Origin of the sequence: Puia sp. P3 (assembly GCF_050632245.1) — a bacterium.
In the GTDB taxonomy this organism is placed as follows: Bacteria; Bacteroidota; Bacteroidia; order Chitinophagales; family Chitinophagaceae; genus Puia.
Map to the genome: position 1 here is coordinate 1,929,192 of NZ_CP192583.1, position 23,486 is coordinate 1,952,677.

General features: G+C 53.2%; 29 protein-coding genes and 2 pseudogenes. 24 read left to right on the forward strand and 7 right to left on the reverse strand.

What is annotated here, in order from left to right; genetic code table 11:
* Nucleotides 1-131 precede the first annotated feature (131 nt).
* From ACQ86N_RS11680 to ACQ86N_RS11695, 4 genes and pseudogenes are all read left to right on the forward strand, one after another.
* Nucleotides 132-689: an MFS transporter gene (locus ACQ86N_RS11680; RefSeq protein ID WP_431215301.1), complete on the forward strand. Its 558-nt coding sequence runs from the start codon at nt 132-134 to the stop codon at nt 687-689.
* Between the two features lie 11 nt (nt 690-700).
* The gene (locus ACQ86N_RS11685) at nt 701-1,318 is read left to right on the forward strand and encodes an MFS transporter (RefSeq protein WP_431215302.1); all 618 of its coding nucleotides are present in this window, start codon (nt 701-703) and stop codon (nt 1,316-1,318) included.
* A gap of 2 nt (nt 1,319-1,320) precedes the next feature.
* Nucleotides 1,321-1,743 (forward strand): annotated as a pseudogene (locus ACQ86N_RS11690) (GH92 family glycosyl hydrolase); the annotation flags it as partial.
* Between the two features lie 40 nt (nt 1,744-1,783).
* Nucleotides 1,784-3,576, forward strand: a pseudogene (locus ACQ86N_RS11695) (GH92 family glycosyl hydrolase).
* A 43-nt stretch (nt 3,577-3,619) separates the two neighbouring features.
* Here the strand turns inward: ACQ86N_RS11695 and ACQ86N_RS11700 are convergent.
* From ACQ86N_RS11700 to ACQ86N_RS11715, 4 genes are read right to left on the reverse strand one after another with little or no spacing between them, the layout of a single operon-like run.
* Nucleotides 3,620-3,991, reverse strand: coding sequence for a DsbA family protein (locus ACQ86N_RS11700; RefSeq protein WP_431215303.1), 372 nt, complete (start codon nt 3,989-3,991; stop codon nt 3,620-3,622).
* Entirely contained in the window at nt 3,979-4,254 is a 276-nt protein-coding gene (locus tag ACQ86N_RS11705) for a hypothetical protein (protein WP_431215304.1), read from the reverse strand. Before ACQ86N_RS11705 ends, ACQ86N_RS11700 begins: the two co-directional genes overlap by 13 nt.
* A 19-nt stretch (nt 4,255-4,273) precedes the next feature.
* A complete protein-coding gene (locus ACQ86N_RS11710) occupies nt 4,274-4,558 on the reverse strand; it encodes a helix-turn-helix domain-containing protein (protein ID WP_431215305.1) in 285 nt (94 codons plus the stop codon).
* Nucleotides 4,540-5,241, reverse strand: coding sequence for an AraC family ligand binding domain-containing protein (locus ACQ86N_RS11715; protein WP_431215306.1), 702 nt, complete (start codon nt 5,239-5,241; stop codon nt 4,540-4,542). Before ACQ86N_RS11715 ends, ACQ86N_RS11710 begins: the two co-directional genes overlap by 19 nt.
* A gap of 297 nt (nt 5,242-5,538) precedes the next feature.
* On the opposite strand from ACQ86N_RS11715, the gene ACQ86N_RS11720 reads away from it, so the two are divergent.
* From ACQ86N_RS11720 to ACQ86N_RS11750, 7 genes are all read left to right on the forward strand, one after another.
* Complete coding sequence (locus ACQ86N_RS11720; RefSeq protein WP_431215307.1) at nt 5,539-6,225, forward strand: NUDIX hydrolase; 687 nt, start codon at nt 5,539-5,541, stop codon at nt 6,223-6,225.
* A gap of 78 nt (nt 6,226-6,303) precedes the next feature.
* Nucleotides 6,304-6,474 carry a hypothetical protein gene (locus tag ACQ86N_RS11725; protein ID WP_431215308.1) on the forward strand — a complete coding sequence of 57 codons (171 nt, stop codon included), beginning with the start codon at nt 6,304-6,306 and terminating at the stop codon, nt 6,472-6,474.
* A 45-nt stretch (nt 6,475-6,519) separates the two neighbouring features.
* On the forward strand, nt 6,520-6,744 hold the full coding sequence (locus ACQ86N_RS11730) for a hypothetical protein (protein WP_431215309.1): 225 nt from the start codon (nt 6,520-6,522) through the stop codon (nt 6,742-6,744).
* 13 nt (nt 6,745-6,757) lie between these two features.
* Entirely contained in the window at nt 6,758-6,988 is a 231-nt protein-coding gene (locus ACQ86N_RS11735; RefSeq protein WP_431215310.1) for an NADAR domain-containing protein, read from the forward strand.
* A gap of 52 nt (nt 6,989-7,040) precedes the next feature.
* Nucleotides 7,041-7,286 carry an NADAR family protein gene (locus ACQ86N_RS11740; protein ID WP_431217369.1) on the forward strand — a complete coding sequence of 82 codons (246 nt, stop codon included), beginning with the start codon at nt 7,041-7,043 and terminating at the stop codon, nt 7,284-7,286.
* A gap of 1 nt (nt 7,287) precedes the next feature.
* Nucleotides 7,288-8,013 (forward strand): metallophosphoesterase family protein, encoded by a 726-nt coding sequence (locus ACQ86N_RS11745; protein WP_431215311.1) that lies wholly within the window; start codon nt 7,288-7,290, stop codon nt 8,011-8,013.
* A gap of 15 nt (nt 8,014-8,028) precedes the next feature.
* On the forward strand, nt 8,029-8,868 hold the full coding sequence (locus ACQ86N_RS11750) for a phosphoribosyltransferase family protein (RefSeq protein ID WP_431215312.1): 840 nt from the start codon (nt 8,029-8,031) through the stop codon (nt 8,866-8,868).
* Nucleotides 8,869-8,966: 98 nt separating this feature from the next.
* Here ACQ86N_RS11750 and ACQ86N_RS11755 read toward each other — a convergent pair whose 3' ends face one another.
* The 3 genes from ACQ86N_RS11755 to ACQ86N_RS11765 all read right to left on the reverse strand — a co-directional run bounded on the left by ACQ86N_RS11755 (nt 8,967) and on the right by ACQ86N_RS11765 (nt 12,336).
* Entirely contained in the window at nt 8,967-10,748 is a 1,782-nt protein-coding gene (locus ACQ86N_RS11755) for a TIM-barrel domain-containing protein (RefSeq protein ID WP_431215313.1), read from the reverse strand.
* Entirely contained in the window at nt 10,694-11,218 is a 525-nt protein-coding gene (locus tag ACQ86N_RS11760) for a hypothetical protein (protein WP_431215314.1), read from the reverse strand. The genes ACQ86N_RS11755 and ACQ86N_RS11760 overlap by 55 nt, the downstream gene beginning before the upstream one ends.
* A 131-nt stretch (nt 11,219-11,349) precedes the next feature.
* Nucleotides 11,350-12,336 (reverse strand): aldo/keto reductase, encoded by a 987-nt coding sequence (locus ACQ86N_RS11765; protein WP_431215315.1) that lies wholly within the window; start codon nt 12,334-12,336, stop codon nt 11,350-11,352.
* Nucleotides 12,337-12,421: 85 nt separating this feature from the next.
* Between ACQ86N_RS11765 and ACQ86N_RS11770 the strand changes: the two genes are divergently transcribed.
* From ACQ86N_RS11770 to ACQ86N_RS11830, 13 genes are all read left to right on the forward strand, one after another.
* Nucleotides 12,422-12,646 (forward strand): hypothetical protein, encoded by a 225-nt coding sequence (locus ACQ86N_RS11770; protein ID WP_431215316.1) that lies wholly within the window; start codon nt 12,422-12,424, stop codon nt 12,644-12,646.
* Between the two features lie 285 nt (nt 12,647-12,931).
* Nucleotides 12,932-14,215 carry an IS4 family transposase gene (locus ACQ86N_RS11775; RefSeq protein WP_431217370.1) on the forward strand — a complete coding sequence of 428 codons (1,284 nt, stop codon included), beginning with the start codon at nt 12,932-12,934 and terminating at the stop codon, nt 14,213-14,215.
* Nucleotides 14,216-14,340: 125 nt separating this feature from the next.
* Nucleotides 14,341-14,952 (forward strand): RNA polymerase sigma factor, encoded by a 612-nt coding sequence (locus tag ACQ86N_RS11780; RefSeq protein ID WP_431215317.1) that lies wholly within the window; start codon nt 14,341-14,343, stop codon nt 14,950-14,952.
* A 65-nt stretch (nt 14,953-15,017) separates the two neighbouring features.
* The gene (locus tag ACQ86N_RS11785; protein WP_431215318.1) at nt 15,018-15,671 is read left to right on the forward strand and encodes a hypothetical protein; all 654 of its coding nucleotides are present in this window, start codon (nt 15,018-15,020) and stop codon (nt 15,669-15,671) included.
* Entirely contained in the window at nt 15,641-16,240 is a 600-nt protein-coding gene (locus tag ACQ86N_RS11790) for a FecR family protein (RefSeq protein ID WP_431215319.1), read from the forward strand. The genes ACQ86N_RS11785 and ACQ86N_RS11790 overlap by 31 nt, the downstream gene beginning before the upstream one ends.
* A gap of 95 nt (nt 16,241-16,335) precedes the next feature.
* Nucleotides 16,336-17,748, forward strand: coding sequence for a carboxypeptidase-like regulatory domain-containing protein (locus ACQ86N_RS11795; protein ID WP_431215320.1), 1,413 nt, complete (start codon nt 16,336-16,338; stop codon nt 17,746-17,748).
* 95 nt (nt 17,749-17,843) lie between these two features.
* A complete protein-coding gene (locus ACQ86N_RS11800; protein ID WP_431215321.1) occupies nt 17,844-18,431 on the forward strand; it encodes a hypothetical protein in 588 nt (195 codons plus the stop codon).
* Nucleotides 18,428-18,598, forward strand: a complete 171-nt coding sequence (locus ACQ86N_RS11805; RefSeq protein WP_431215322.1) for a hypothetical protein — start codon at nt 18,428-18,430, stop codon at nt 18,596-18,598. The genes ACQ86N_RS11800 and ACQ86N_RS11805 overlap by 4 nt, the downstream gene beginning before the upstream one ends.
* Before the next feature lie 50 nt (nt 18,599-18,648).
* Nucleotides 18,649-19,704, forward strand: a complete 1,056-nt coding sequence (locus ACQ86N_RS11810; RefSeq protein ID WP_431215323.1) for a hypothetical protein — start codon at nt 18,649-18,651, stop codon at nt 19,702-19,704.
* An 11-nt stretch (nt 19,705-19,715) separates the two neighbouring features.
* Nucleotides 19,716-21,167 carry a RagB/SusD family nutrient uptake outer membrane protein gene (locus tag ACQ86N_RS11815; RefSeq protein WP_431215324.1) on the forward strand — a complete coding sequence of 484 codons (1,452 nt, stop codon included), beginning with the start codon at nt 19,716-19,718 and terminating at the stop codon, nt 21,165-21,167.
* 278 nt (nt 21,168-21,445) lie between these two features.
* On the forward strand, nt 21,446-22,033 hold the full coding sequence (locus ACQ86N_RS11820; protein WP_431215325.1) for a DUF4843 domain-containing protein: 588 nt from the start codon (nt 21,446-21,448) through the stop codon (nt 22,031-22,033).
* A gap of 13 nt (nt 22,034-22,046) precedes the next feature.
* On the forward strand, nt 22,047-23,294 hold the full coding sequence (locus tag ACQ86N_RS11825; protein WP_431215326.1) for a PKD-like family lipoprotein: 1,248 nt from the start codon (nt 22,047-22,049) through the stop codon (nt 23,292-23,294).
* 29 nt (nt 23,295-23,323) lie between these two features.
* Nucleotides 23,324-23,479, forward strand: a complete 156-nt coding sequence (locus ACQ86N_RS11830) for a hypothetical protein (RefSeq protein ID WP_431215327.1) — start codon at nt 23,324-23,326, stop codon at nt 23,477-23,479.
* Nucleotides 23,480-23,486 lie beyond the last annotated feature (7 nt).

Consider the following 23,486-nt stretch of genomic DNA (forward strand, 5'->3'; position numbering starts at 1 on the left):
AGTACCTATATTTTAGGTTTGTCTTTTATCTCCGCCCTGGGCGGATACCTTTTTGGATTTGATTTTGCCGTTATTTCGGGGGCGCTTCCTTTTTACGGGATCAGTTCGGTCTCGATACCTGGTGGGAGGGGATGGTCGCCGCGAGTCTTGCCGTGGGAGCGGCGTTGGGCTGTCTTATTGCGGGTAGTCTTTCGGACCGTTATGGACGCCGCAAGGGGCTGCTGCTGTCGGCGGCGGTATTCGGTCTGTCTTCCCTGGCGATGGCGTTTGCCCCGAACCGTGATTTTTTTATCGGGGCACGCTGTATGGCCGGCATTGGTGTGGGGATGGCGTCGATGCTTTCTCCCATGTATATCGCGGAAGTTTCACCGGCTCCTTTGCGGGGCAGAATGGTAGCCATTAACCAGCTGACGGTGGTGACGGGTATTCTGATCACCAATCTCGTCAACTATGGCCTGCGGAACAACGGAGCCGAGGCCCGGCGCTGGATGTTCGGACTGGGCTCGATCCCTTCGGCACTTTTCTTTATTGGAGCGCTCTGGCTGCCGGAGAGCCCGCGATGGTTAGTGAAGGCAGGGGATGTTCCCGGGGCCGCCCAGGTGTTGGGTAAGATTGGGGGCGTTGGTTTTGCTGCGGAGTCGCTGGCGAGTATTCAAAAATCGCTGGCGCCGGCGGCGGCGGGAGGCTGAACTATGCGGCGGTGTTTCAGCGGGCTGTACTGCCGGCCGTTCTGATCGGTATTGGTCTGGCGGTCTTTCAGCAGCTGTGCGGCATCAATGTCGTGTTTAATTATACCACCATTATCTTCAGCAGCATCGGGATACCCCGCGACGGACAGTTGCTGCAGACAGTTTTTATAGGCGGGGTGAATCTTGTTTTTACTCTGCTGGCAATGGTGCTGGTAGATCGTCTGGGGAGAAAGCCGCTGATGCTGCTCGGCGCGGGTGGACTTTGTGTCCTGTATATTGTCGTCGTTCGCATGCTTGGCAGCGGTTCGTCGTCGGTGTCGTTCTTTTTGCTGACGGCCATCGGCACCTATGCCCTGTCGCTGGCGCCGGTGACATGGGTGCTGATCTCGGAGATCTTTCCGAATAGGGTGCGGGGCGCGGCCACATCGATTGCGGTACTGAGCCTCTGGGTAGCTTATTTTGTACTGATCTTTACCTTTCCGATGCTGTATGAGAAGCTGAAGGATACCACATTTTATATCTATGCTTTTATCTGTGGCCTGGGATTTCTTTTTATCTTGCTGGGGGTAAAGGAGACCAAGGGCAAGACGCTGGAAGAGTTGGAGGAGGTGATGGCCCGGCATCACTAATTATGAACATCGTTTATTTATTGTTTGCACTGGCGCCTTTGGCGGCCATCGCCCAGGAACCTGTTGACTATGTCAATCCATTTATTGGCGCCAGTACGAGCGCCGCTGCGGGTAATAATAGCGCGGGCCTGGGAAAGACCTTTCCGGGCGCGTCCACTCCTTTTGGCATGACGCAGGTAAGTCCCAATACGATCACGGGCGGGGATAACGGTTCTGGGTATAGCTACGAGCATACCCATATCGAAGGCTTTGCGCTGACGCAGATGAGCGGCGTGGGCTGGTATGGGGACCTGGGCAATTTCCTCGTGACGCCGGCCGTCGGGCCCCTGCGGACGAGTTCTTCGGGTTACCGGCTGCCCTATGACAAGAAGAGTGAAACGGCGGCTGCCGGATATTATAGCGTCTTACTCGGCGATTCTTTACGGATCAGGGCCGAGCTGGACGGCTACGCCTCACTGCGGAATGATGCGGTTTACGTTTCCTGCCGGGTCCGGTCGCCGGATCCAGATCGATCTGGCGCGCAGGGTAGGAGGGACTGCTGTGGCAGAGTATGTACACGTCGCCAACGACTCGACGCTGGAGGGCTGGATGAAGTGTACACCGGAAGGCGGTGGATGGGGCGATGGAGCGGGAAAGGCTATTTACACCGTCTATTTCTGTTCGCGTTTCAGCAAGCCTTTTCGGCAATTTGGAGTCTGGAGCGCGGATATTCCTGACGGATGGGGACGCCGTCTTGGAGATGTTACGAGCCCGGGATATCAGGAGTTTGTAGCGCGCGCAGCGGTGTTACCAGGTGTTAGTGAGAGGGAAGGAAAGCATCTTGGTTTTTATACGGAGTTCGATACGGATCAGGATGAGCCCGTGGTTTTAAAGACCGGGATATCGTTTGTCAGCATCGGTGGGGCGAGGGGCAATCTCGACGCGGAGGTGAGGGGTTTTGATTTTGACGGAGCGCGCCTTCGCGCCCGTGCGGCCTGGAACATGGCTCTGTCGGCTGTCAGGGTCGAAGGTGGTTCTGCTGACGACAAGACCTGCTTTTATACGGCACTCTATCATACGCTGCTCGACCCCAGGACTTGTCAGGATGTCGACGGCGGCTATCCGGGCGGCGATGGCCGGCGGCATCAGGCGGCAGGATTTACGAAGCGAACGATCTTCAGCGGCTGGGATGTGTTTCGCAGTCAGATGCCCCTGCAGACCATTATCAACCCTGGGTTGGTGAATGACCTGATCAATTCGCTCGTGACGTTTGCCGAAGAGAACGGCACCGGCTATTTCGACCGGTGGGAGCTGCTGAATGCATATAGCGGTTGTATGGTCGGGAACCCGGCCATTTCTGTCGTTGCGGATGCCTATGTAAAAGGGATACGGGGATTTGATATCGGGCGTGCGCGGCAGGTCAGTATCCGGACCGCTGAGAAGTTTGGGAACGGTGACCGGGGTTTTTCTGTTGGAGAGAACAGTATCTCGAATACACTTGAGTATGCTTATTCGGACTGGTGTTTGTCACGTCTGTTGCTTCCGGGTTTGGAGGCCCGGAAATATTTCCTTCGCGGGCAGGCTTACAGGAAGGTGTTCGATTCGTCAAAAGGTTGGTTTCGGCCGCGTTCCGGAAATGGGGGCTGGCAGCCCTGGCCGGCAAAGGGGAGACTGGTGGAAGGATATGGAACAGTAGAGAGCAATCCTTATCAGCAGGGGTGGTTCGTGCCGCAGGATATTCCAGGAATGGTTTCGATGATGGGCGGGAGGAAGAAGGTGCTTGCCGATCTGGAAACTTTTTTTGACCGGACGCCGGAGAATATGCTGTGGAACGAATACTATAATCACGCAAATGAGCCGGTGCATCATGTCGCGTTTTTGTTCGATTATTTGGGTGCCCCTGGCTGACCCAGCGATGGTCGAGGGAGATTTGTCGCAGGGCCTATCACAACAGCGTGGAAGGGCTGGTAGGCAATGACGACGTGGGGCAGATGTCGGCGTGGTATGTGCTGGCGGCGTCGGGGCTATATCCTGTCTGTCCGGGAAGTACACGCTACGAGATAACGAGCCCGGTGTTTGACGAGGTGAAGGTTTCTGTGGGCGGGGGTAAGGTCTTTCGCGTTGTCGCCCGGGACAATTCTGCTTCGGCAGTTTATATTCAGCGTGCGAAGTTGAATGGAAAGCCTTTGGTCCGGTGCCATCTTGACTACCGGGAGATCATGGCTGGCGGGGTGCTGGAGTTGGAAATGGGCGAACGGCCGTCGGACTGGGGTAAATAAAAATTGCGACCCGGCATTTCGCCGGGCCGCTCTTAAAACACCCCTACCTGTTGTAATCGCCTGCCGATGTTGTTGATCCGAATGCCTGCCGGATGTATATGTGACTTTCTCTTTTATGGTTACGTATTTTACGACGCCTTTCTTTTTGGGAGTGCCTCATAGGCTGCTTCGATGCTGTCCGATAAATTGCGGACGGTGATTTTTGATTCGATTTTTTTCCGTTGACAAAGAATGCGGGGGCTTCTTTTACGCCCAGCCGGATGCCGGCGGCGAGGTCGTCCTGAACATAGCGGCCATACTTGCCGGTGACGAGGTCGTTCAGGAAATTCATGCCGCCGATGCCGAGGTCGTGTGCATAGAAGGCCAGGCTGGCCGTTCCGAGATTCTTTCTGTTGTGCAGGATCACGTCGTGCATCTGTTCGAATTTCCCCGCTGTGCCGCGGCTATGGCGGCTTCCGCAGCCTTGTGCGCTTTCTGGTGGATCCTTGTCTGCGGGAAATGACGATAGTTGAAATTGACGTCCGGGTAGCGCTGCAGGACCTCCCTGACGATAAGGTCATTGTGAAGTGCGGTCTCGCATTCGTAATCACCGTACTCCATAAGCGTGACGCGGGCCCTGGCAGGTCCGATAAAAATGGATGCCGGCGGGATGATGGTCTCTTCCTTTCTGATGATCATGGCTTGTGTTTTAGTGGGTTCAGTTGCAGCGTGTAAACCGCTCTTTCCGGAAATCAGAGAAGTTTTTGCCACATACGCTTTTAAAGAACTTGCTGAAATGCGCTATATCGTCGAAGCCCAGGTGATAGGCGATCTCCTTCATGCTGGTGCCGGCGGTGGCAGCCTGCCTCTTTGCTTCGAGGACGATGCGCTGGCGGATGTGGTAGCCTGCCGGATAGCCGGATACCTTTTTGACGACCTCATTGAGGTAGTTGGGAGTCACGGATAGTTCGCAGGCATAGTCTTTCACCAGTTTCCAGTACATATATTTTTTTCGATCAGAGAAATAAAGCTCTTCATCAGGCTCATGTTCCGGGTCTGGACGGATACCTGCAACGAGCTTTCGAACTGTCGGGCGAGATGGATGAGGAATATACTGATGTACCGTTTGATGATCTCTGACCGGAGCAGGTAGCCATTGTACAGCTCGCGGTACAGTCTCTTGCTGATCTCCTCTATCTCTTCGGCTACTTCGGGTGTGACGCGGATGCCGGGCGAATCGAGCAGGAGGTGAAACAGGCCCGACCTGTACAGCAGTTCGAAGTCGTCGCTGCCGCCGCCGAGCAGGGCTTCGGGGAATGAGATGATATACCCTTCCGCCTGTTCGATCTCCGGCTGGTGGAGTTGGCCGGGAACGATACAGTACAGGGTGTTGTTGCTGACCTTATACCGTTTGAGGTCGATGTTGAGGAAGCCTTCGCCCTGGCGAACCCAGACGATCTCGACGTGCTGGTGCCGGTGTGGCATGGCTCCGGCGTTGTGCCGGACGTATTGGTCCAGGGTCTGGATCTCGAATGGGAGACTGTGACCGCCAGAAGGGCCGACCGGTTCGCCGGTTGAGAGGAAGTCAGGTCTGGCGGGTTGCGCTGCAGTTGGTTGTAGTGACATAGTGATAATAATTTCGTGGTAGTACGCGATAGTATAGCCCAATTGTGTGCCACAGTGCATATTATTGATAATTAAGTTTTTGTGACTTTTTCAGGCCAACGGGATTACGATATATCGCTTTTTCACCGGATAATGATCGAAATATCGCTGCCGCGTTGGTTGTTGCCGTGGATTGCGGGTTTTTGGGTGTGGGTGTGGCGGCGGTTCACGGTATTTGGGTCGCCGTTTGTGGCGGCGGTTCACGGTATTTGGGGTCGCCGTTTGTGGCGGTGGTTCACGGTGTTTGGGGCGGGAGTCGCCGAAAATTTGCAAATGTGGAAAAATCGTCGTTGGTTTGCGTCATATTAACGCAAACAAATGAAACCCTTTCATTCCTATACGAACCCGGCACTGGCGATCGACCTGGTAGTGTTTGGATATAACGCCAGGGAGCTTTCTGTCCTGTTGCTCAAGAGGAACGAAGAACCTTTTAAAAGCGGGTGGACCCTACCGGGCGCATTTCTGCAGATGGACGAGCGGTTTTCGGACACCTGTTCGCGAATACTGAAGACCAAGCTGGGCATGGACAAGCTCTATCTCGAGCAACTGTATAGTTTTGACGAACCGGGTCGTGATCCTCGGGGACGGGCGGTATCGGTTGCCTATTTTGCGCTGGTCAATCCGCGGAAACTGCAGACAGTTGCGAGCACCATGGCGGGTGACGTGGAATGGGTCGACTGCCGGAAGATGCCGCAGCTGGGATTTGACCACAAACAGATCTTCAAGATGGCGCTGCAGCGTCTCCGTTCGAAAATACTGTATTTCCCTGTGGGTTTCGAGCTGCTGGACGAGCAATTTACGATGACTGAGTTGCACGAGCTGTACGAGTGTATCTTAGACACGAGCCTGGACAGACGCAATTTCCGCCGGAAAATACTGGACTCGGAATACATCCTGCCGACGGGCACGAAACGGGAAGGATTACAGAATCGTCACCCTGAGCTATATATTTTTAATAAAAAATTAAAACGGAATAATTTCCAACTCAATATTTCCTTATCATGACAACTTCGCCAATTTTACTGAAAGACGGTTACAAAGTAGGACACAAATTCCAGTACACGCAGGCAACGACCGGACCTCATGCAGGTGTATCGTAATCCTTCCACCGGCAAGCTGGCACTGAAAGATCAGTGTACCTGGGAGGAAGAGGGGCAGGGTGAGTTGAAGACGGTGTTCAGGGATGGACGGCTGGTGGTGGATTGGACGCTGGCGGAGATAAGGCAGCGGGTGAGGGAGAATTTAAATAGCTAAAGCAACAAAAAAAGCATTTGGACGACCATAGGCTAAGTGACAAAAATGAAGACGATTAAACTCTATAGGCCTGTTGGGCTGAGGGAGCTTGAGCTGATCCAGCATTCGGGGTGGAAGGGCTTTCCGCCCCGGTTGGAGTGGCAGCCCATTTTCTATCCGGTGCTTAATATTGTCGGTGAGATTAGAGTGGTTTCCGCATTTTTCGGAGAGGGCTTCGTAATGCCTGAGGACACGGAGATGAAGAATGACCTGATAAAATTTAGACTATGACATTTAATCGACAATGGCTGATCCAAAAATATCCCGACGCCGGGGTAATTCCCTTCCTTTTTTCCGGGGACATCAGCCTGCGGAAGACGGGGAAGTTAGCACCAGCTGTTTCAGCCAGTTTTGGGTGGCGCCTTTTAGGGTGGACGGCGTTGTATACCCGACGGCGGAGCACTGGATGATGGCCGGGAAGGCCAAGCTGTTCGGGGATGAGGTCGCGCTAAAGGTGATCCTCGGGGACGAGTAGTCCGGCCGCCGCAAAAAAGGAAGGCCGGCTGATAAAGAACTTTGTTTCGACAATCTGGGATAAACATAAATTTGATCTCGTAGTTGCAGGCAACTATCACAAATTCTCGCAGAACGAGCAGATAAGAGAATTTTTGCTGGCTTCAGGGGACAAGGTCCTCGTGGAGGCCAGCCCGAGGGATAGGATATGGGGGATCGGAATGGGAGGAGACAACCCGGCGGCGGGCATCCCGTCGAAGTGGAAGGGGGAAAATTTATTGGGATTTGCACTGATGGAGGTTCGGGAAAAATTAAAATAAAATGGCAAAAACTTACGCGATAGGGGATATCCATGGAGGACTGAAGGCGTTGAAACAATTGATCGAGCGGCTCGGGCTAAAATCGGACGACCGGCTGATTTTTTTGGGGGACTATGTGGATGGCTGGTCGGAGTCAAGGCAGGTGATCGAATATCTGATGGAGCTCGGGAAGACATACTCCTGTATTTTTATAAAGGGAAATCATGACGCATGGTGCGAAGAATGGTTGAAGGGGCAGGGGCCGAATGTGGAATGGCTTCTTCATGGCGGGCAGGCTTCGGTAGCGAGCTATGCGGGGATCAGCGACGAGGCGGCGGCGGAGCATTTGTCTTTTTTTGAACGCATGCCGCTGTATTACGAAGAAGACAGCAGACTGTTCGTACATGCCGGATTTTCCAGCATGCACGGTCCGGCAAGGGAGCATCATCCCAGTAATTTCTTTTGGGACCGGACGCTATGGGAAATGGCGATGTCCGTTGACAACCGGATCCCCAAAGACAGTTTCTTCTATCCCAAACGCCTTTTGAGATACAGGGAAATCTTTATCGGCCATACGCCGACTACCAACTACAATATCGAAGTCCCCATGCAGAAATGCAATGTCTGGAATGTAGACACGGGAGCCGCCTTTCTTGGGCGCATCACGGCCCTGGATATCGACAGCAAGAAATTCCACCAAAGTGAGGTCGTCCAGCTTCTTTATCCTGGCGAGATAGGCAGAAACTAACAGAAACATCTATCGATGAATACTCTTAACCTTATTTACCCCGACAAGTCCACTATATCGTATAAAGCCATGGTCTTCCCCGACGGACAGCCGCATATCAAGCTGGATATGCAAAGCGCTGCGGCCATCGACAAAAAAGCTCCCCTGCGCGTATTTACCCGTCTCAACAATCCCAACGACCTCCTGATGGCTCTGTTGGCAAAGAATACGCTGGACTATCAGGAATTCGAGCATATTGAACTGCATGTTTCCTATTTGCTGGCGGCAAGAATGGACCGGGTCATGCTGGACGGTGAGCCCTTTTCGCTGAAGGTGGTCGCTGCAATCCTGAACCAGGCTAATTTCAGGAAGGTAAAGATCTTCGACCCGCATTCAGAGGTTTCGACGGCACTGATCGACAGGTCCTATGTCGTCACGAATCATAATTTCGTTGCCGATGCACTCAGCGACTATGCCTGCACGCATTCCGGAGAAGCGCCCTGCCTGGTCTCACCCGATGGCGGTGCACTCAAGAAGATCCATAAACTGGCGCAGTACCTGGGCATCGAAAACGTGGTTGAGTGCATGAAGGAAAGAGACCTGAAAACCGGAGCGCTTACCAATTTCAAAGCGATGACCGGCGATCTTCGCGGCCAGACCTGTTTTATCGTGGACGATATCTGCGATGGCGGCGGCACGTTTGCAGGAACAGCCAAAGTGCTGCGCGAAAAAGGCGCCGCAAAAGTGAACCTGATCGTCAGCCACGGCATCTTCAGCCGCGGGCCGGTGATCGAATCTATCGACACGATCTACACCACGGATTCTTACAGAAGGGTCGAAGGTGTGAATTGTCTGGCGATAGAGAAATATATGTAATCACAATTTCACACTCACAGCCGCACCGTCATACTTCAGCGTCTTCGACGCATCCCCTGTCATTAGCCGGACCTGAAAGGTTCGGTGAACCGGAAGGTTCACGGAGCCGCGGGGGCTCCGGGGGAAAGGAAGAGCGTGCGGGTTTTGTCGTTCCAGGTCATATGTATCCAGGTGGCTTTGCCTTTTAGGTAGTCGAGGGTAGTGCCATCGTCTTCGTACAAAGTGAAGTCGCCGTCGGCGCCGGGGTAGACACGGAGGGACGTCGGTTCGGTGACGGCTTCGGCGGTGTATTGGCGCACGGGGTCGAAGGGGATGATGGCTCCTGCCCGGACATAGATGGGCATAGTGGTCAGGTCGACGGGACGCTGGACCGTGGCGCCGCCGGTGATGGGGGCATTGGCCCGGCCGGTGATCGGGCCGTCAGCGGTCGCGGAGTGACCAGCGGGCGAGTTGCCGGCCCACCAGTCGTACCATAGTCCATGGGGAAGGTAGACGTCACGGGTAGTGGCGCCTTTTTGGTAGACGGGGGCGATCAGCAGGTCGCGGCCCCAAAGGTATTCGTTGCCGGTGGCGCGGGCGGTTGTATCATCAGGATAATAAAGCCAGAAGGCTCGCATGAGGGGAAGGCCGGCCTGGCGGGCTTCCCAGGCCAGGGTGTAGGTATAGGGGAGCAGCTGGTAGCGCAGCTCGTCGTATTTTTTGATAACGGGTTCGATTTCGGGATTGTGCATTTCGGAGGGAAGGACGTTGCGGCGGACGGCCTCGCTGTCGGTGCCGGCCCTTGTCTCGAGGTCGCCGCGGTCGCCCATGTTCCAGCCCCAGGGCAGGATGGTGTTGGTCGTTCTGCCGTGTGTCCGGAAGGAAGGACAGAAAGCTCCAAACTGGAACCAGCGGGCAAAGAGTTCACCGGTCTTTTCCATGCTGGGGTAGAAGCCGCCGATGTCGGAGCCCCAGTAGGGGCCGAGGCTCAGCGAATGGTTGATACCGACGGCAATCTGCCCTTCGAGGGTTTTCCACGAAGACTCGGTGTCCCCCGACCAAACCCAGCCGCCCCATCTGGCGACGCCTAAGTAGCCGTTGCGGTGAAGGCTCCAGGGACGGAGATTGGGATACGTAGACAGAGGGCCCTCATAATACAGTCGATGACGCGTGACCCGCTCATATAAATTGAACCAGTCCCCTTCGTCGGGCCAAAATGCATCGGCGCCGGCTTTCATAACGGGAACGTGTAACTGCCAATAACTTTTCATGTGGGCTTCGTCGAGATAAGGAAGCTTGTCCCGGTCGAAGGGCACCATGTGCAGTACGACTCTGACGTGGCGGGCGTGGAAGTCGGAGAGAACCGCCGCCGGATCGCGGTGGAAGACGGCGGGGTTGAAGTCGAAGGACGGTTGTTTCGTATTCCATCCCTGCGGCGTAAAACCAGTCCCCAGATAAATGACGGCGTCGACCGGGATCTTCTTCGACCGAAAACTGTCTACGATACCCAGAATATAGTTCTCGTCTTTGATCGTTCGGTGAGACTGCATATAGCCCAGGGACCATTTAGGAGGAATGACTGCAGGCCCCGTCAGCAGGGACAGGTCTTTCATAAATGCGGCGGGCTGGTGTGCATCGAACACTATACAGTCATATAGCCCGGCAACGACCGACGCAGCGGGGGGCACGCCTTTCGCCATTGCCTGCTGCTGGTTGTGCTCGTTCTGCTGTATCGTATCATTTGCTGTCGGTTGCCAGGGCAGGTAGACTCCATGGTCGGCCGCGCGCAGGTCGACCTGGCCCCAGGGTGTGGCGACGAAAAGGGCCCAGCCGTCGGTGCCGATCATCAGCGCCACCGGGTTGCGGGAACCGTAGGAGTCGCCCTGCCAGCGGGGCTGCATGTCCTGCAGTCTCCCCGGCGGTCAAATTCAATCGGAGCGGTGCGCCAGGGTATGCCGGGTACGGCTTTATGTCCGCCTTCACCCATGCCCAGCACGGGCGCATCGTGAAGGGCGAAGGAGAGTGTATTGTCGGTGTTAAAGGTCAACTGCTGTACAGGTGCTCCGCTGAGCGTAGTTACCCTGACCGTAAGAGGGGAGGGACTTACTTCCACCATCATCGATCCGACCTGTTTTTTTACTGTTGTCTTCAACTCTGCGAGGACGATCTCAGGTGCGGGATATGTCCTTTCCACCAGCGCGGGACTGAAGGGCAGCGCCTCTTTGTAGCTCTGAGGCCTGAGCACGATGCGGATGCTGTGCTCGCCGGCTTGTCTGATCTCCAGCTGGGCAGGCTTGCCGGCCGTGGTGATCGGCTGAGCGGAAATTGTATTGACAGATAGCGCGGCTAGCAAAACGGATAGGTATCTCACATGTTAAAGTTGAGAACCGAATTTCAACGATTACGTGTAAATATGACGCATGTTTTTTAGCCGGTTCCGGTCAAATTTTAACCGGAATAGCCGGGAAAGGCCAGCCCGGGGGGAACGGCGCGACCGGAGGTCTACTCCTTTTCCAAGAATTTATAGTTGGCTTCGTTGTAACGGTCTCCGATGTTCGGGTACCTGGCTACGACGGCGTCTATCTCCTGCAGATCGGCGGGCGAGAGTTCGACGTCGACCGAGCCGGCATTGTCGATGAGGTACTTCCTCCGTTTCGTGCCGGGTATAGGGATGATAAAGTCGCCCTGGGCGAGGACCCAGGCGAGTGCCAGCTGGGCGGGGCTGCAACCTTTCGCGGCGGCGAGATCGGCGAAAGCGGCGGAAAGCTGTCTGTTGTTCTCGGCGTGTTCTCCCTGATAGCGGGGCAGGGCACGGCGGAAATCGTTTGCCCCCAGCTTGTCCATCTCGAGGGTATTGGTCATCAGTCCGCGGGACAACGGGCTGAAAGGAACAAAGGAAATTTTCAGTTCGCGACAGACGGGGAGTACGTCATTTTCCACGTCGCGTGTCAGGATAGAGTACTCGCTCTGAAGCGCGCTGATGGGGTGCACTGCGTGTGCCCGACGGAGTGTGGGGGCGGTAGCTTCCGACAAACCGAGATAGCGGACCTTGCCTTCTTTTACGAGATCGGCCATGGCGCCGACCATTTCTTCCACCGGCACGTTGGGGTCGATGCGGTGGGCGTAGTAGAGGTCGATCACGTCCGTATTCAGCCGGCGAAGGCTGGCCTCCACGGCCTGTTTCATATATGCGGGGGAACCGTCGAATGTCGAGAGTTTGCCGGACGGATCGGCGCGAAAACCAAACTTGGTCGCTATGAATATTTTTTTCCTGTTGGGCTGCAGGACTTTTGACACCAGCTCTTCGTTCTTCCCATTGGCATAGACGTCGGCGGTATCCCAGAAGTTAATACCCAGTTCGATGGCCTTTTCGAGTGTTGCGACCGACTCCGCGTCGTCGGGCTGGCCATAGGCGTGGTTCATGCTCATGCATCCCAAGCCGATTGCGGACAATTCTGTCGTAGTATTTCCCAGGGTTCTGTATCTCATCGTTTCTATTTTGTATCAAAGTTCAACAATATGCGCGAGACGGGGTGTCGAAATTCTGACTTATTTTTACCGGTAATTAGCAGTTATGGAAGACTATATAATCAATGTGGGAAAGGTCGAGGAATGGCAGATGATCAATGATATCACTTCCCTTAATGAGGTATTCGCACGCGCCAAACGTGTGCTGGTTGGCGGTGGGACGGTGGCGCTGGTGCGGGAGCAGCGGGACGGAAGCTCCTGGAAGGTTGATGAGTTTTCCAGCCTGGATGATTTGGAGACGTATAGAGAAAATGTATACAAGTATCTGTAAATAAAAGAGGCTAGCTCCGTAGAGTAGCCTCTTCCTGACCTTTGTCAGCAGATTATTTTTTGGAGTAACCCGGTTAAGCGAAATTAACCGAAGGTTTCCATGATTTATCTGTAGATAGCATGAATACCTTAATGTCGTTGACTTAAGCAAGAAAAGGTGTTTTCACGGTGGGGTGGGTATTGATAATGAAGTAATTTGTAATGAGTATATAAGAAGGGGCGGTGTGATCGCCGAAAACCAAAAAAAGATTACCGGATCAAAGTAACCAACAAACTAAACTACCATATCAATGACAGCGAAGCATTCAAAGGCCGTCACACGCACGGCCAGGAAGGGGCCTTCACCAGGAATCGTCTGCTTCCGTTTGGTCATTTGATAATCAGTATATTAAGAATGGGAAAGACGGGACTACAACGGGAGATGGACCGCTTCTTAAGCGAGACGGAGAACGAGCAGTTCAACATCCGCAGGATCACCAAGAGTGGGTTCAGCCGGTCGAGACGGAAGTTGGCGCCCGAAGCGTTCCTTGAGCTCAACGATATTATCTGGAAGGACTTCTATAAGGAAGTCGATTACTACGGTTATCATGGACAGAAGCTGTTGGCGGTCGATGGCACTTATCTGAACCTGCCGAACCATCCGAGCATCCACGAGGAGTTTGACAGAAGAGGCATGGGTAGGGGAAAGAACAAAGACCTGCCCAAGAGCATGTGCCTGCTGTCCGCGCTGTATGATCCGGTGAACTATCTGACGTTGGATGTGCAGACCGGTCCGACGGATGGCAACGAACAAGACCTGTTATTGAAGCATCTGCCAAAGGTGGAGCGGGGAGATATATTGCTGCTGGATCGCGGATATCCTGGCGCAGCGCTGTTTGCCGGCTTGCAATCCAGGGGCATTCACTTCATCGTCCGGATGAGGGAGCACTGGTTGCCGGTCAGGGAGTTTAGAGCCAGCCGCAAGCGGGATACGATAGTAACGTTGACCGTGCCGGATAAATACTATGATAGCTTTGCCGAACAGTTCCCCTCGATGAAAAGGGAAGTCAAATGCAGGCTGGTTAAGATAGCACTGGAGAATGGAGAGGAGGAAATATTGGGCACCTCGTTATTAGATACCGTAAAATACAAGCTGCCGGAACTCGGTGAACTGTATCAGATCCGCTGGGGTGCGGAGGAAGGTTACAAGATGTACAAGGCCCGGGTGCAGGTGGAAGCCTTCAGCGGCAAGACCGCTACCGCCGTTAAGCAGGATATTTATGCCAAGGTGATGATGATGACCTTATGTGCAGCACTGGCGTTCCCTATAGAGGAAAAAGTCATTGCAGAAAGCACTGCAGATAAACAGAAAGGCAAGATCAGGCACCGTAAAAAGATCAACCGCACCTTTGCTTATTGGTCGACCAAATGTATCCTCATCGGCATGTTCATTAAAAGGACCATCAGATTAGCACTTGCTGTCTTCGACAAACAGGTGGCCGCTAACACAGAAATCGTTCGACCTGGCAGGCATGAAAACCGAAAGCGACGACCGCCAAGACTGTATCATATGAATTACAAAGACGTGTGAAACCCTTAAGTCAATGACATTAATGAATACCTCCTTTTTTTAGTGAACAATAGGGTTGAAGGATAAAGTTACTGAAAAAAATTATAATTCATCGTACCTTTAACGCTTTGTAAAGAAATGTCTATTTGACCGGCCGCGTTCAATATACAGATCACGAACTTTTTCGTCTGATCGCAGGGGGTGATGAAGCTGCATTCGCAGAGATCTTTCGTCGATACGACCGGCGCATTTATCCTTTCGTGCTGAAGATGATAAAGACCGCCACGCAGGCAGAGGAGATCACCCACGAGATATTTATCAAGGTCTGGCGGCACCGGGACAGGTTAACAGAAATAGATCAGCCTGAGGCTTATATATTTACGATTGCCGCCCGGCATACGCTCGACCAGATAAAGAAGCGTCTCAACGAGAGCCGGATGTTACAGCGGCTGTCCGCCGTCGCGCCTCCCGCACACAACGATACGGAAGAACTAGTGCTGCTGAAAGACAAGGAAGCCCTTGTACAGCAGGCTGTTGACCAATTGCCGCCGCAACAGAAAATGGTCTATATGCTCAGCCGCCAACAGGGACTCAGCTACGATGAAATTGCACGACAAATGGGCATATCGGCGAATACTGTTCGTAATCACCTCGTTAAAGCCCTTCAGACCATGCGTGGCTGGCTGGACCAACAGGATCAGCTGCCCGCCATATTGCTGGCCTGCACTTATATATGGATCCATTCCGGAAAAAATTAAAAAAAATTCTCCCTTCACTAGTCTATCCATCTTTTTGAATCGTCTCATCTAATACAAGCCATCGAATGTCTGATCAGGAGCGACTTTATTACTTACTGGATAAATACATCGACTTGACGGCGAATGCCGGTGAGCTCGATGAGCTAAAATTATTGCTAAACGATCAGTCCCATGAAACGATCGCCCGGGACCGGCTGGTAGACCTGCTTAGACAAACTGAGCCCCTTCCGGAGCATAGTGAATCGCGCTGGCAGGGTATCCTGCAGGAGATAAGGGCAGTACCTATTGACGGACCGCTGTCTGTGACAGCGGATACAGCGGCTGAACGCCTGGTGGCCGCCGGCAGGAAGCCGCTGTCCCGTCGCTGGTGGAGTATCGCTGCTGCCCTGCTGGTTGGCGCGACGGCATTGTGGCTGCTCCGGCGTTCAGCTCATGAAGAAAAGCCGGTATCCAGCACGGCAAACACAGCGCATGACCGCGTTCCCGGTGGCAATGTCGCCCTTCTTACCTTATCCGATGGCTCTACCATCACCCTTGACAGCGCCAATAACGGTGTTCTCGCGCAGCAGGGCAATTCCAGCGTTACGAAACTTAAGAGTGGTCAGCTTGCCTATAAAACATTGGATGGAAAACCAGCTCTCCCGGTGTTCAATACCCTGACAACCCCCGCGGGGGACAGTACCGGCTGGTGTTGCCGGATGGCAGCGAGGTGTGGCTGAATGCGGCCTCGTCGATCACGTATCCTACCGTATTCAGCGGCAACGAGAGAGTAGTGCGGATCACAGGCGAAGCCTATTTCGAGATCGCCCAAAACGCTGCGATGCCCTTTAAAGTTATTGCAAATGCTCCAATAGGTGAACAGGATATCGAGGTGTTGGGTACGCATTTTAATGTGAAGGCATATCCTGACGAAAGCGCAATTACGACCACTCTTCTCGAGGGACGCGTTAAATTGCACAGCGGAACTGTATCGACATTGCTGAGCCCGGGTCAGCAGGGGACACAGCAGGCTGACGGGAATATCCGGATGGATCCGCACGCCGACGCCGAAGCGGCGATCGCGTGGAAGAACGGGCTTTTCCATTTCGAGCAAACCGATATCCGGGAAGTGATGCGGCAGCTCGCGCGGTGGTACAATGTGGATGTCGTTTTTGAAGGAAGGATCACCGACGAGAAGTTCGACGGGGAGATCACGCGCAACAGTAATTTAACGGAAGTACTAAAAATACTGCAACTCAGTAACGTTCACTTTAGGGTTGACAATAACAAAGTGACGGTCACACCGTAGTTGAGACCCCTACCGGCCGGACGGGACTCACCAATGCTGCTATAGAAAAGGACATTTTATTAATCAAAACTAACAATGATCAGGATCATATGGTTATGAGACTAGCTGCTCTATTATTAGCAATTACCTGCCTCCGGGTCTCCGCGACCGGACTGGCGCAAAAGGTCACCCTTCACGAACAGGGGGCCTCTCTCAAAAAAATATTTAAGGAGATCAAACAGCAGACCGGTTATGTCTTCTTCTACAAGGCCGGGCTGCTGGACAATTCACGTCCCGTCACCATCGAGGCAAAGGACGAAGAACTGCCGCAGGTGCTGGAGAAATGTTTCAGGGACCAGCCGCTAAGTTACAATATCGTCAACAGGACGATCGTGGTCAGCCCCCGGCAGGCGGCCTTCGTCCCGACGCCTGTCCCGCTGGCTCTGGACTCAGTGCCCGAAGTCGCCGTCAGCGGCAGGATCACGGACGCATCGGGTAAGCCGCTGGCAGGCGCAAGCATATCGGTCAGGGGAGGAAGCAGCCGCACGGGAACCTCCTCCGACAAGGACGGCCAGTTCAGGCTTGCCGTCAGCAGGGGAGCGACCCCGGTCATCAGCTATGTCGGCTATATGGCTCAGGAGATCAAAGTCAGGGCGGACATGAAGGATCTGGCCGTGCGCCTGTCAGAGGGTGTAAAAGAGTCCATGTCGAATATGGTGGTCACGGGTTACCAGATGATCAACAAGGAAAGCTTTACGGGAACTGCGATCACGGTCAGCGGCGAAGAATTGAAGAAGGTCAACCCGAACAATGTCCTGCAAAGTATGCAGGCCTTCGATCCTTCCTTCAATATCGCCACCAACAATCTGCAGGGTTCTAATCCCAATGTTCTGCCCAGCATCAATGTTCGCGGTTCCACGGCGCTACCCACGAGCAGCAGTGCCGTACTCTCCCGGACCGATCTTTCGAGCAATGTCAATCTGCCGACTTTTATCCTGGACGGTTATGAGGTTAGCCTCGAAAAAGTTTATGACCTCGACGTCAACCGGATCCAGTCGATTACTTTATTAAAGGACGCCGCCGCAACAGCCGTCTATGGCTCGCGCGCGGCCAATGGCGTCATGGTCATCACCACCAAGGCGCCAAAGGAAGGCAAGCTGTCTGTTTATTATAATTATGAGCTGACTCCTTCGGCACCGGACCTATCGGCCTATCATGTGCTCGACGCCAGCCAGAAACTTCAGTACGAAAGTCTGGCGGGCCTTTATACCGCAAGCAATAGCCTTCAGAACCAGGACCAGCTGGATCAGGATTATTATCAAAAGAAACTTGCCGTGATCAGCGGGGTCAATACGGACTGGCTGGCGCAGCCATTGCGGAACGCCTTTGGACAAAAGCATTCCATGTTCGTGGAGGGTGGCACGCCACAGGTCCGGTATGGCCTCGACCTGCAATACCAGACGGCTCCAGGTGTCATGAAGGGCTCGGGGGCGCGACCGCTATGGCCTGGCCGTCGATCTTTCGTATAGCCCGACCTCGAAATTCATCTTTAAGAATGTGCTATCCGTTCAGCAGGTTAGTTCCAGGGGAATCACCCTATGGCAATTTTGCCGATTATGTCCGGATGAACCCCTATTATCCCAAGACCGACAGCCTTGGACATATCGTTCAGAGTGTCGATACCTGGATCCAGGACAGGGGCTTGACTGGAAACAATCAATATCAGTATACCCAGGTCCTGAACCCGATGTTCGAGTCTACGCTTGGCAGCTTTAATAAATCCGCATACCTGGAATTCACCGATAATTTTGCGGCGGAGTGGAATATCGCCCGTGGTCTGCGGCTGCGCAGCGTGATCAGCTATGACCGGAAGAATTCCACGCAGGACTATTTTGTAAGCCCGCTGAGCAACCAGTTCTATTTCTATGCCCCGAATGCCGCCAATCAAAGAGGATATTATTACTACGGGACGAATGCCGAGAATACCTTCGACGGTAGCGTGACACTGAACTACAATCAGCAGATCGGACCCCAGTTCTTCAACGTCGCGCTGGGCGCCAATGCCCGCACCTATTCGACCGATTTCAAGTCTTTCGAGGCGATAGGATTTGCCAGCGACCAGTTCTCCAATATCGGTTTTGCCGCGAGTTACGATCCGGGTCATACGCCTAATGGCGGTTACTCTCAGCAGAGGCTGATCGGTAGTTTTTGAACGTCAACTATTCGTGGCTGAACAAATACCTGCTGGACCTTTCGGCACGCGCCGATGGCTCTTCGCTCTTCGGTGAGAACAACCGCGTGGCGCCCTCATGGGCGGCGGGTATCGGCTGGAATGTTCATAAAGAAGACTTTTTCGCAACACAGTCGTCAGCCAGCTAAGGCTTCGGGCCGGCACGGGTCTTACGGGGTCCGTCTCCTTCCCGCCCTATATGGCGCAAACGACCTACAACTATTATACGACCAGCTGGTATCCGACCGGAGTTGGCGCCGTCACCAACAACTATGGTAACGAGAACCTGAAATGGCAGCAGACCCACAACTATGACGCCGGTATCGACCTTGGCCTTTTTAAGGACCGGGTCATTATCTCGCCCCGCTATTATTATAAGCTGACGAAGGGTATGCTGGCAGACATCCAGCTACCGCCTTCCGCCGGTTTTTCTTCTTATACGGATAACCTTGGCGATATGGCCAATAAGGGATGGGAGCTGAATTTCAGGGTGACTGCTTATCACAACAGGGACTGGAACATCAATGTATTCGCTAACCTGGTACACAATACCAACGTTATCAAAAAGATCTCCAATTCCCTGACCTCTTACAATGACAAGGCCAACCAGGCGCAGCAGGGCGACTCGTCCCTGAGGACTACTCCTTTGCTGCACTACCAGGAAGGACAATCCGTTAACGAGATCTATGCTGTCCGTTCGCTGGGTATCGATCCGGAGAACGGGAAGGAGATCTTTGTAAAGAAGAACGGTACGCATACCTATACTTACGACGTCAACGATATTGCTCCGATAGCAGACCCGACGCCAAAAGTACAGGGATCGTTCGGCACGGCCCTGTCCTATAAAGGTTTTCAGTTCAATACCACCTTCATAACGACTATTGGTGGCAAGGACTATAACCAGACCCTGGTCGATCGCGTCGACGACGTCAATCCCCGTTATAATGTCGACAGCCGCGCTTTATCCGGCCGCTGGCAGCATCCGGGTGACCATGCGCAGTTCAAGAGCATCTCCGATCTTTCGGTGACCTATCCTACGAGCCGGTTCATACAGAACCTCAGCACGCTGGACCTGAGCTCGGTATACATCTCGTATGATTTCAGCAAGCGCGTCTATTCCCACCTGGCGATGAAGAATCTGCGGGTGGCGCTGACTGCGAACGAAGTCTATTTCTGGTCGACCGAGAAGATCGAGCGGGGTATTGACTATCCCTATGCCCGGAGCTTCACCTTTTCCATTCAAACAAGCTTTTAAACTGACTATTCATGAAGAGACTAATTATATACCTGTTGCCGGTGATGCTGCTGAGCAGTTCCTGCAAGAAATATCTTGACGTCAAACCACAATCCCAGGTGGCTGCCGATCAGCTGTTCAGCACTCCCCAGGGTTTTGAACAGGCCCTGGATGGTGTGTATACCCGCTGCAGCCAGACCGATCTTTATGGCAAGGAGATGACCATGGGTCTGCCCGACGTACTCGCCCAGGATTGGACTGTCGCGCCGAATGCCGACTACGTTCTGAACTATCTGCAGTCGATCCTGTATAATTACCAGGATCCCAACTTCATCAGCCGGAGAGACGCTATCTGGAGCGGTCTCTACAATGCGATCGCCAACGACAACCTCCTGCTGCAATATCTCGATTCCGGGAAAGTGGTGTCTGCTGCGGAATTCCCGTTGATAAAGGGCGAGGCCCTGGCGCTGAGGGGTTATATGCATTTCGATGCGCTCCGGCTGTTTGCTCCTTCCTATCTTACCGGCGCCAATGCTGCGGCTATCCCCTATGTTACGGCGTTTTCCAATAAGGTTACTCCCACGTCCACCGTCGCCGACGTCATCCGGCAGACCCTTAAGGATCTGAACGACGCCAAGGCGCTTCTGAGAACTGTCGATCCTATTCTCAACGCGTCCTATGCGGTGAGCTATTCCAGCGATACGAGCTCGGAGACGAAATCTCCGAATCTGTTCCTGCAACGCCGGAGGACCCGGCTAAACTATTATGCCGTGTGCGGAGAGCTGGCGAGGGTCTACCTGTATATGAATGATAAGACAAATGCGTTGAGCAATGCACTGGAGGTTATCAATTCGAGGAAATTCCCGTTTACCAGTCAGTCCGATTTTATCAACCCGGATCCCACGAAAAAGGACAGGCTGCTGTACAAAGAGCTGATCTTCTCCTGGGGGGCTGTTCCAACGCTGAAAGATGCCCTGACCCTGCAATTCGGCGAAAAAGAGAATTCCCTGCACATGACGAATGATATGGGCAACCTGATGTATGAGACAGCCGGGGTAGGAGCGAACGACCTCCGGTTCAAGCAATGGTTCACGCCCGACGTCAGCCTCTATTTTGCGAAATATAACCGGGATCCCAACAGCAACCTGGATTCGCTGGTTGTTCCGGCCCTCCGGTTAAGCGAAATGTACTATATAGCCGCCGAAACTACCTATGGCACCGATCCGGTAAAAGCCGTCAGCTACGTCGATACGGTACGTGCTGCGCGTAACGTCGATCCCTTACAGGTCAGCTCATCCGATGAATTCATGACGGCGCTGGTCAAAGAAGCGAGGAAAGAATTTGTTGGTGAAGGACAGATATTCTATATGTACAAACGCCTGAACAGGGGTATCGTCGGACCGACGGGTATCGTCAACGCGCCTGTCAACAAGGTTTTTGTATTGCCGCTGCCGATCAATGAGATCGAGTTTGGAGGCCGGTAATTGAATTTGATTAATGAACAAAAGAGATTTGAAATGAATACCATCAAAACCGTTCTGGGGGCTCTGTCTCTTATCGCGGTACTGGCCAGCTGTCATAAAGAGGCGCTGCCCCTGTATCAGCAGACACAGAACAATGTTTATTTTAACTTTATCAACGGGAACGACAGTGTGACCTATACTTTCGCCTACAACCCGGGTTTGCTCTCGGACACGATCTATCTGCCGATCAGGATATCCGGTAACCGGGCGCCGAAGGGGCTGTCTTTACAAAGCTGGCTGTGGTCGACAGCAGCACTACGGCCGTCGCCGGCCTGGACTATGCGGCGCTTCAGAGCTCCTATACCATTCCGCCGGACAGCGGTACGGCCTGGATGCCGATCGTGCTGCTTAACAATGACACAATGCTGACCCAGCACTCTGTTGCGCTAAATCTGCAGCTGGTGGCCACATCCGACCTCGGTGTACAAATGCCGGATATCATCAGAGCCAAAGTCACGATATCCAACAAGCTGGAAAAGCCGGACTGGTGGGATCGGTGGATGACCAATTACTCCGATGAGAAATTCGAATTATTTATCATCGCCACAAATGGAGTCACCCAGTTGGCCAATGATCCCGCTACCTATGGTCTGTTTGCTCCGCAGTCCCTCTATTATATCGGGCTGATGAACAACCTGATCAATGATCCGGTAGGCTGGATAGCCCAGAACCCCGGCCGCGGATACGTTCTGCAAGCCAAGGGGGACGGGACCTATTATTTTTATAATAGCGCGACCCCTTCCAACAGGATAACCGTAATCTTCGATCCTTCTGCCAACCGGTATTATTTTGTTCAGTCGATCGGAGGATATGTCACACCCAACTAAAAGCTTATCAATTATGCAACGTCTCTTTTTTTATATACTGTTCATGGCGGGCATTGGTCTGTCCGTGAGCTCCTGTAACAAGGACAATGGCAACTATACATATCATGTTCCACCGATGCCGGTGGTCAAGCTGGACACAGTTTACAGCGCCATTTTAGGTGATACGCTGGTCATTGACCCGAAAGCAACTATCTCCGATAAGTCACATGTGCTGGGTTTTGCGTGGGAGGTCCAGACAGGAATACTCACTCCGCCGATCGTCGCCACGGGCAATGTGCTGCATATGGTCTTTACGTTGCCGGCCGGCCGCTATAATGGCAAGCTGACGGTGACCGACAGCGCCAACGGAGAGAAATATTTTTATACGTTCATTGTTCAGGGGACTACCATCTATGGAAAGGGTACGCTGGTTTTGAGTCAGGAGAACGGTGTTTCGCAGCTGTCCTTTGTACTTCCCGACAGCAGCATGCAGCTGAAGATCTATAAGACGCTCAACGGTACGGATCTTCCGGCCAACGCACAGCAGCTGATCCCCATGTACAATATTTACCTTAATAACGGCGCTCTTTTCAACTATTGGATCATTTCCTCCCAGGGCGCCGACCCGGGGGTACAGATCGATCCAAACACGCTGCTGAAGATCAAGACGCTGAAAGAGAATTTCTTCACTACCCCTGCGAGCGTCATACCAGGCCAGCTCCTCAACAATCCGTCGACGGGCACACTGGAAGGCGTGCTCAACGGCCAGATCTATCTCGGCGCGTCGCAGACCGCTTATTTCTCGGATATCTATGGTCAGTTTGGTCTGCCTGCAACCGGAAACTACCAGCTGTTTCCTCAGGCCGTTTTCAATCCCATCTTCCCCTATTTCCTGGGTTATGAGAAAAATAAGAAACAGGTGGTTGCCTTTACCAATTTCGGGTCGCCGGCTTATATCGGAACCAACTATATCGATACGGTGTCGGCTCCGTCCTTTGATCCCACAAATGTCGGTCTGAACATGCTGGATTTCGAGCAGATCAATGCGGGCAACTGTTATATGTTCGGAAAGGCGGCGAATGACTCCGTTTATGAATATGAATTCGGAGCGGTCTTCCAGGGCATTATCCAGATCAACCCGATACACAAGCGTGCTTTTGCCCGTCAGGACCTGATAAAGGCGGATACGAAATGGGCCAGCTCGCCAAAGGAGATATTCTTTATTACCTCGGGTTCCACCATCTATGAGTACAACCCCTCAATCAGTCCTTTAAGGCGCTGACCACCGACTTCGGTGGCAAACCGATCACCATGCTGAAGGCCTCTGCAGACGGAAACACGCTGACCGCCGGTGTGGATGGTTCGGTCCTTTTCCTGGACGTAAGTACGGGGAAATATGGAGACGTAATCCGCCGTATCGACAATATTCCCGGATCACCGATGGACGTATATGTTCGCGAAAATTAAATTATTT

Coding starts and splice junctions, on each gene's coding strand:
- ACQ86N_RS11730 (WP_431215309.1), top strand. CDS start 6,520: ATGAAGACGATTAAACTCTATAGGCCTGTTGGGCTGAGGGAGCTTGAG.
- ACQ86N_RS11750 (WP_431215312.1), top strand. CDS start 8,029: ATGAATACTCTTAACCTTATTTACCCCGACAAGTCCACTATATCGTAT.
- ACQ86N_RS11705 (WP_431215304.1), bottom strand. CDS start 4,254: ATGATCATCAGAAAGGAAGAGACCATCATCCCGCCGGCATCCATTTTT.
- ACQ86N_RS11715 (WP_431215306.1), bottom strand. CDS start 5,241: ATGCACTGTGGCACACAATTGGGCTATACTATCGCGTACTACCACGAA.
- ACQ86N_RS11795 (WP_431215320.1), top strand. CDS start 16,336: ATGAGACTAGCTGCTCTATTATTAGCAATTACCTGCCTCCGGGTCTCC.
- ACQ86N_RS11735 (WP_431215310.1), top strand. CDS start 6,758: ATGGCTGATCCAAAAATATCCCGACGCCGGGGTAATTCCCTTCCTTTT.
- ACQ86N_RS11825 (WP_431215326.1), top strand. CDS start 22,047: ATGCAACGTCTCTTTTTTTATATACTGTTCATGGCGGGCATTGGTCTG.
- ACQ86N_RS11815 (WP_431215324.1), top strand. CDS start 19,716: ATGAAGAGACTAATTATATACCTGTTGCCGGTGATGCTGCTGAGCAGT.
- ACQ86N_RS11800 (WP_431215321.1), top strand. CDS start 17,844: ATGAACCCCTATTATCCCAAGACCGACAGCCTTGGACATATCGTTCAG.
- ACQ86N_RS11700 (WP_431215303.1), bottom strand. CDS start 3,991: ATGCACGACGTGATCCTGCACAACAGAAAGAATCTCGGAACGGCCAGC.
- ACQ86N_RS11810 (WP_431215323.1), top strand. CDS start 18,649: ATGGCGCAAACGACCTACAACTATTATACGACCAGCTGGTATCCGACC.
- ACQ86N_RS11830 (WP_431215327.1), top strand. CDS start 23,324: ATGCTGAAGGCCTCTGCAGACGGAAACACGCTGACCGCCGGTGTGGAT.
- ACQ86N_RS11745 (WP_431215311.1), top strand. CDS start 7,288: ATGGCAAAAACTTACGCGATAGGGGATATCCATGGAGGACTGAAGGCG.
- ACQ86N_RS11755 (WP_431215313.1), bottom strand. CDS start 10,748: ATGCAGCCCCGCTGGCAGGGCGACTCCTACGGTTCCCGCAACCCGGTG.
- ACQ86N_RS11680 (WP_431215301.1), top strand. CDS start 132: ATGGTCGCCGCGAGTCTTGCCGTGGGAGCGGCGTTGGGCTGTCTTATT.
- ACQ86N_RS11765 (WP_431215315.1), bottom strand. CDS start 12,336: ATGAGATACAGAACCCTGGGAAATACTACGACAGAATTGTCCGCAATC.
- ACQ86N_RS11720 (WP_431215307.1), top strand. CDS start 5,539: ATGAAACCCTTTCATTCCTATACGAACCCGGCACTGGCGATCGACCTG.
- ACQ86N_RS11725 (WP_431215308.1), top strand. CDS start 6,304: ATGCAGGTGTATCGTAATCCTTCCACCGGCAAGCTGGCACTGAAAGAT.
- ACQ86N_RS11770 (WP_431215316.1), top strand. CDS start 12,422: ATGGAAGACTATATAATCAATGTGGGAAAGGTCGAGGAATGGCAGATG.
- ACQ86N_RS11785 (WP_431215318.1), top strand. CDS start 15,018: ATGTCTGATCAGGAGCGACTTTATTACTTACTGGATAAATACATCGAC.
- ACQ86N_RS11710 (WP_431215305.1), bottom strand. CDS start 4,558: ATGTACTGGAAACTGGTGAAAGACTATGCCTGCGAACTATCCGTGACT.